General features: G+C 67.9%; 7 protein-coding genes. 2 read left to right on the top strand and 5 right to left on the bottom strand.

The window, feature by feature from the left end; all coding sequences use genetic code 11:
• Nucleotides 1-68: 68 nt before the first annotated feature.
• Nucleotides 69-2,213: a bifunctional 23S rRNA (guanine(2069)-N(7))-methyltransferase RlmK/23S rRNA (guanine(2445)-N(2))-methyltransferase RlmL gene (gene rlmKL, locus QMX83_RS19265; RefSeq protein ID WP_282298256.1), complete on the bottom strand. Its 2,145-nt coding sequence runs from the start codon at nucleotides 2,211-2,213 to the stop codon at nucleotides 69-71.
• Nucleotides 2,214-2,290: 77 nt separating this feature from the next.
• Nucleotides 2,291-2,818, bottom strand: coding sequence for a hypothetical protein (locus QMX83_RS19260; RefSeq protein WP_282298255.1), 528 nt, complete (start codon nucleotides 2,816-2,818; stop codon nucleotides 2,291-2,293).
• Nucleotides 2,819-2,888: 70 nt separating this feature from the next.
• On the opposite strand from QMX83_RS19260, the gene QMX83_RS19255 reads away from it, so the two are divergent.
• Nucleotides 2,889-3,458 carry an N-acetylmuramoyl-L-alanine amidase gene (locus tag QMX83_RS19255; RefSeq protein WP_282298254.1) on the top strand — a complete coding sequence of 190 codons (570 nt, stop codon included), beginning with the start codon at nucleotides 2,889-2,891 and terminating at the stop codon, nucleotides 3,456-3,458.
• 12 nt (nucleotides 3,459-3,470) lie between these two features.
• Here the strand turns inward: QMX83_RS19255 and QMX83_RS19250 are convergent, their stop codons facing one another.
• The 3 genes from QMX83_RS19250 to QMX83_RS19240 form a co-directional block, all read right to left on the bottom strand.
• Nucleotides 3,471-4,370, bottom strand: coding sequence for a sulfurtransferase (locus tag QMX83_RS19250; protein WP_282298253.1), 900 nt, complete (start codon nucleotides 4,368-4,370; stop codon nucleotides 3,471-3,473).
• Nucleotides 4,367-5,170, bottom strand: a complete 804-nt coding sequence (locus QMX83_RS19245; RefSeq protein ID WP_282298252.1) for a CoA pyrophosphatase — start codon at nucleotides 5,168-5,170, stop codon at nucleotides 4,367-4,369. The genes QMX83_RS19250 and QMX83_RS19245 overlap by 4 nt, the downstream gene beginning before the upstream one ends.
• An 81-nt stretch (nucleotides 5,171-5,251) precedes the next feature.
• Nucleotides 5,252-5,953 (bottom strand): FKBP-type peptidyl-prolyl cis-trans isomerase, encoded by a 702-nt coding sequence (locus QMX83_RS19240; RefSeq protein WP_282298251.1) that lies wholly within the window; start codon nucleotides 5,951-5,953, stop codon nucleotides 5,252-5,254.
• Between the two features lie 167 nt (nucleotides 5,954-6,120).
• Between QMX83_RS19240 and QMX83_RS19235 the strand changes: the two genes are divergently transcribed.
• Nucleotides 6,121-6,412: hypothetical protein (locus QMX83_RS19235; protein ID WP_282298250.1), on the top strand; the 292-nt coding region annotated here is incomplete at its 3' end.

Genomic DNA, 6,412 nt, shown 5'->3' with positions numbered 1-6,412 from the left:
GTCGGCTTGGTGGCCGCGGTGATGTGATTCCACGGTAGGCCACGACCGTTGGTCGTGGCGCACCGACATCACGCGCCGTAACGGCGCAGTTCCCACGCGCGGTGGATGCGCGAATTACGCTGGAAATCCTCGTCGATGGTGTCGGCGGTGATCTCCTTGCACTGGGCAAACTCCTTCACCGCTTCCTCGTCCAGCTTGAAACGGCGGAAGTTGTTGGAGAAGTACAGCACACCCTCCGGCGTCAGGCGGTTGACCGCCGCGCGCAACAGGCGCACGTGTTCACGCTGCACGTCGAAGTCGTCCGCGCGCGCCGAGTTGGAGAACGTCGGCGGGTCGCAGAAGATCACATCGAAGCGATTGCGCTCGGCCTCCAGCCAGGCCAGGGCATCGGCCTGCACCAGCGTGTGCTGGCTGCCGCCCTTGCCATTCAGCGCCAGGTTGTCGGCACACCACTGCAGGTAGGTGCCGGACAGATCGACACTGGTGGTGGACGCCGCACCGGCCACGGCGGCCTGCACGCTGGCCACGCCGGTGTAGCAGAACAGGTTGAGGAAACGCTGGCCCTCGGCCACCTGGCCCATGTGCCAACGCAGCGGGCGGTGGTCAAGGAACAAGCCCGTATCGAGGTAGTCGAACAGGTTCACGCGCAGCAGCGCGTCGTTCTCGCGGACCATGATGAACTCACCACGCTGCTCGAAGCGGCCGTACTTGCTGCCACCCTTGCCACGCTCGCGCGACTTCAGCGCGACCTGCTCGGCCGGCACCTGGAACACCTCACGCGCGGCAGACAGCAGTTCGTTGCGGCGGCGGCGCACGTCCACGTCGGGAATGGTGGCCGGCGCAGCGTACTCCTGCACATGCAGGAAGGTGCGACCCGCGCCGCCGTCTTCCTGGTAGACGTCGATGGCGGCGGCGTACTCGGGCAGGTCGGCGTCGTAGACGCGGTAGCAGGTGACCTGGGCCTTGCTGCGCCAGGTCTTGTACTTGCGGATGTTCTTGCGCAGGCGGTTGGCCACCATCTGCGCGCCTTCGCTCAGTTCACGCGGTTCGCCACTGTGTTCGCGCTGCGGCACCGCGATCGGGTCGCAGACGATCAGCGCACACTCGATGGCACCGTTGAACAGCTGGTACTTCTTGCTGGCGCGCAGCCCGGTGGCGAAGGCCAGGTCGGCGCTGCCGCACAGCAGGCTGGCGCGCCACTGCGGCACCGCGCGCTTGAGGGCATCGCCAATGCGCCGGTACAACACGGCGTCGGCGGCCAGGCGTTCGTCGTAAGGGGGATTGCAGACCACGCAGCCGGTTTCCTGCGGCGGCACCTGCACGTCGGCGACGTCGCGCACGCCGAACCAGATCGCGTCGGAGACGCCCGCCACTTCGGCATTTTCCTTGGCCGCGCGGATCGCCAGCGGGTCGATGTCGCTGCCGTGGATCACCTGCTTGAGCGCGGCACGACCCACCTGCTCGCGCTCGCGGGCTTCGCTCAGCAGCGCCTTCCAGCTGTCGCGGTCGAAGCCCAGCCAGCGGCTGGGCGGAATGCTGCCATGGCGCTGCAGGCCCGGGGCGACGTCGGCGGCCATCAGCGCACCTTCAATCAGCAAGGTGCCGCTGCCGCACATCGGGTCGAGCAGACCGCCGCCCTGTGCGTGGATCTTCGGCCAGTTTGCGCGCAGCAGGACCGCGGCAGCGAGGTTTTCCTTCAGCGGCGCATCGTTCTGCGCCATGCGCCAGCCGCGGCGGTGCATGGGGCCGCCGCCGAGGTCGATGGAGATCGTGGCGCGGCCTTTGCGCAGCGACAGGTTCAGGCGCACATCCGGGAACTCCACGTTCACCGACGGCCGCTCCAGGCCCTGCGAACGCAGGCTGTCGACCACGCCGTCCTTGACCCGCTGCGCCGCGAAACGGGCATGGGTGATCTCGGTGCCGGACACGTGGGCGTCCACCGCCAGGGTCAGCTCAGGGGCGATGTGCTGCTCCCAAGGCATGGCGCTGACGCCCTGGTACAGGGAGGCCTCATCCGGGCAGTCGAACTCGGCGATGGGCCACAGCACGCGGCTGGCCAGGCGCGACCACAGCACCACCCGCTGCGCCTGCGCCAGTTCGCCCTCGGCGTTCACGCCGGAAATGGTGGCTGTGGCCTTGGGCAGGCCCAGCGCCAGCAGTTCGTCGGCGAGCAGATACTCCAGGCCCTTGGCACAGGAAACAAAGAATTTCACGGAGGCGGTACACAGGTCAGCGGACCGCGCATTGTACGTGACCCGGCGGCAAGCGCCCGGCAACGCCCCACCCCGCGTCACACCCCCTTCAACAACGCCTCGAACGCCTGTGCCGACGCCTCCACGTGGCGCTCCAGGCGGTGCCCGTCCTGCACCAGCAGCAGCCGCGCCGAGCGGGCCTGGGCCCAGGCGATCACATCCGCAGCCGGAATCAGCTCATCCTGCCAGGCATGCACCACGCTGATCGGCACCGGGGCCGCGTCCAGGGCCGGCATCGGTCCCATCCGGGTCGGCGGCACCATCAGGAACAGGCCCTTTACCGGCACCTGCAGCGAGGCGATCGCCGACACATACGCGCCCAGGCTGGAACCGGCCAGCACCACCGGCCCACGCGCGGCCGCAGCGGCTGCCAGACCGATCAGGCGCTGCAGGCGCGCCGGGACGTCGCCCACGCTGCTGACCTCGCGGCGGGCATCCAGGTCGGTGTAGTCCGGGCGTTCATGCGTGAAGCCCAGGCGTTCGGCGACCTCCGCCAGGGCCGTGACCTTGGTGGCCTCGGGGCCGCTTTCAAAACCGTGGGACAGAATGCAGTGACCGCGGCTCATGCTGCGACCGCGCCGGAAACAAGGGGGGAATTGATGGTTGCGCTCATGCCCTGAATGCTAGCATCGCCGCATGTCCGACCGTGCCCCGCCCCGCATCGACCTGCAGCCACTGCCCTACGTGGCAAAGCTGGCCGAACGGCCGCGCGAGGACATCGACCTGGTGGTGATCCACTGCACCGAACTCCCCGACCTGGCCATGGCACGCGAGTACGGCGAGCGCGTGCTGTATGACAGCGGCAGCGGCAACAGCGGGCATTTCTACATCGACCGCGATGGCACCATCGTGCAATACGTGCCCTTGGACCGTACCGCTCACCACGTGAGTGGCTTCAATCCGCGTTCGATCGGGATCGAGCTGGTCAATACCGGGCGCTACCCTCACTGGCTGGACTCGCGGCACCAGGCCATGGACGAGCCCTACCCCGACCCGCAGATCGCCGCCCTGATCGACCTGCTGCAGCATCTGTGCGAGACCCTGCCCGCGCTGCAGTTCATTGCTGGCCATGAAGCCTTGGACACGCGCTTGGAGCCGGCCAGCGACGATGCCGAGCGTCAGGTCGCGCGTAAACGCGACCCGGGCCCGTTGTTCCCGTGGCCGCGGGTGCTGGCCGCGGTGCCATTGCAGACGCTGACGGCCTGACCGTCGCGCCGATTACGGGCCAGTGGCGACCGGGCGGCTGGAATCGCTGACCCAGCCACTCCACGAACCTGGGTAGATGCGCGCGCCGGACAGACCGGCCACTTCCATCGCCAGCAGCAGATGGCAGGCGGTCACGCCGGAGCCGCACATCAGCACGACCTGCTGCGGATCATGCGTTCCGATCAACGGCTGCAGCGCTGCGCGCAGGTCGGCCGCCGGACGCAGCCGGCCTTCATGCACGTTCAGCGCGAACGGACGGTTGACCGCGCCCGGCACATGGCCTGCGACGGGATCGAGCGGTTCCACCTCGCCACGGAAGCGCTCGCCGGCACGGGCATCCAGCAGCCATCCCGGTGCATGCTTGAGGCGGGCCGCGATCTCCTCCACCGAGGCGATCTGGTCGCGATCAAACTGACCGGGGTACGGCGGCAATCCGGCCACCGCAGGCACCTCCGACGTGAGCGGGTAGCCGGCGGCCTGCCAGGCGGCCAGGCCGCCATCGAGCACCGCGACCCGGGTGTGGCCGATCAGGCGCAGCATCCACCAGGCACGCGCGGCGGCCATGCTGCCGTCGCCCGCGTCATAGACCACCACCGGAGTGTCCTTGCCGATGCCCCAACGACCCAGCTGGGCAGCAAATGCGTCGCTGTCGGGCAGCGGATGTCGTCCCTCGCCGGGTTTGCCAAGGTCGGCCAGATCACGATTCAGATCGGCGTGCACTGCGCCGGCGATATGTCCTTGCGCATAGGCGGCCGCGCCGGACTGCGGGTCGGCCAGCGAGAAACGCGCATCCAGCACGCGCGGCGCACTGGCGGTAGCGCGCGCATCGATCAGGCGCGGCGTGCCCTGGCCGAGCAGCGCGGCGAGGCGATCGGCATCGATCAGCGGGGTCCAGTCAGCAGATGTATTCATGCAAGCTGCTCCAGTCGGCGTCGCAGGTTGTACAACATGGCGGCGGTAGCTCCCCAGATACGCTGGCCGGGCCAACCGTATTCCAGCACGTGGCGGATGCGCCCGCGGTGTTCGATTTCAACCTGATGCAGGTTGGCCGGGTCGAGAAGATAGTCCAGCGGAACCTCGAAGACCTCCGCGACCTCGTCCGGCTGCGGCACGGCGACAAACTCCGGATCAATCACCGCCACCACCGGCATCACGCGGTACCCGGTGATGGTCACGAACGGATCCAGGTAGCCCAGCGGTTGCACGCGATCAAACGGCAGCGCGATTTCCTCGTTGCTTTCGCGGAGCGCGGCGGCGACCGCGTCGCGGTCATCGGGCTCGGTGCGACCGCCGGGAAAGCCGACCTGCCCGCCATGCTGGCGCAGGGTTTCGGTGCGTCGGGTCAGAATCACCTGGGCCCCGCTGGCACGCGGCACGATGCCGGCCAGCACGGCGGCCTCCACCGGGGGTCCGGGCGGCAGCAGGTCGACCAGCTCGCTGCGATTCCAGCCGTCGCCCGACGGGGGCGCATCCAGCGGATGCAGCGCGCGCAGCAGGCGCTCGTGGTCGGCCAGCGAACCCTGCAGGGATTGCCGCAGCTGCTCGCGCAGCCGCAGGGTGTGCTGCATGACGTGGTGTTGCTGCTCGCGGCTCATGTCACGCCATCCTGCAATCTCGTCCATCGTGCGCAGGCAGCCCGTGCACAGCCCGGCGCGATCCAGCGCGCAGATGCCGATGCAGGGAGTGGGTATGGCATGAGAGGGGTCTTCCATGGTCGTGCAGTCTGTAACAGTAGCGCATAAACAAAAACGCGCCGATGTTTCCATCGGCGCGTTGGGTGTTTTCGTTGTCGCTTACTTGACGCTGACCAGCTTGATTTCGAACTGGACGGCGACATTCGGCGGGAACGGGGTGCGCGGGTCGGCACCGTAGGCCTGTTCCGGCGGCAGGGTGACTTCCCACTTCGAGCCGGCCGGCATCTGCAGCAGGGTCTCGCGCATGGCCTTCATTTCGACTTCGCTGACCTTGATCGCCGGGATCTGCTGGGCCGGGCGGGCTTCCTGCGGACGGGTGCCGTACGGGAACGGACCGGCCACTTCCAGCTGCACGGTGCTGGCCTGGGTCGGCTTGGCACCCTTGCCGGCTTCGATCACGCGGTACTGCACGCCGCTCGGCAGCGCCTGCACGCCGGCCTTGGCCTTGTTCGCGGCCAGGAACTGGGTGCTCTTGGTCTTGTTGTCAGCAGCGGCCTTGTCGTACTCGGCCTTGGCCTGCTGGGCACGGCCCTGCTCGCGCTTCTGGAAGGCTTCAACGGCCGGCTTGAGCTGCTCGGCGGTGATCGCCGGCTGCTTCTTGGCGTAGGCGTCCTGCAGACCCTTCACCACCGAGTTGATATCCAACTGCTCACCGCGCGCGGTCAGCTCGGCCAGGTTGTTGCCGTAGTCGTAACCGAAGTAATAGCTCAGCTTGCCCTTTTCGGACGAGGTGTCCTGGGCGAAGGCATTGCCCGTCAGGGCCAGGGCCGCGACAGCGACCGCGATAGCACGCAACTTCATCAAACATTTCTCCAGGGGTGGTAACTCAGGACGAATTTGGTCGCCCTGAGGCGACGGGTTAGGATAGCCGCCGCAACGTTGAATCGCCACTAACGACGCAGGCTCTGACCCGTCTGGGTTTCAAGAGTTCAATATCACTTTTTTTTAACGTTTTCCGGACGGTTTCCGTGGTTCAGCTCCCCCTGCCCGTTCAGCTGTTGCAGCAGGTGCTGGCCGATGAACTCGATGCCGCCCTGGACGCTGGGCTGATGGCCTACGTGCCCGCCCCCGGCGACGATCGCCTGCTGCCGGACCATCCCGATCTGCCGGAACGCCTGCTGGACGCTCAGCAGCGACTGCGCACCGCCTGGGAGGCCCGCGACCGCTACCGCCAGCGCGCCGTGCGGCTGGCCCGTCGGGCCGCTGAACGCGACGCCCGCCGCGCGCCGCCGGCCCCCTCCCCCGACCTCAAACCCGCCC

This window comes from Stenotrophomonas sp. PS02289, from assembly GCF_029960115.1.
Taxonomy (GTDB): Bacteria; Pseudomonadota; Gammaproteobacteria; order Xanthomonadales; family Xanthomonadaceae; genus Stenotrophomonas.
This window is presented reverse-complemented; position numbering and strand designations above follow the sequence as displayed.

Coding starts and splice junctions, on each gene's coding strand:
- QMX83_RS19260 (WP_282298255.1), bottom strand. CDS start 2,818: ATGAGCCGCGGTCACTGCATTCTGTCCCACGGTTTTGAAAGCGGCCCC.
- QMX83_RS19255 (WP_282298254.1), top strand. CDS start 2,889: ATGTCCGACCGTGCCCCGCCCCGCATCGACCTGCAGCCACTGCCCTAC.
- QMX83_RS19250 (WP_282298253.1), bottom strand. CDS start 4,370: ATGAATACATCTGCTGACTGGACCCCGCTGATCGATGCCGATCGCCTC.
- QMX83_RS19245 (WP_282298252.1), bottom strand. CDS start 5,170: ATGGAAGACCCCTCTCATGCCATACCCACTCCCTGCATCGGCATCTGC.
- QMX83_RS19240 (WP_282298251.1), bottom strand. CDS start 5,953: ATGAAGTTGCGTGCTATCGCGGTCGCTGTCGCGGCCCTGGCCCTGACG.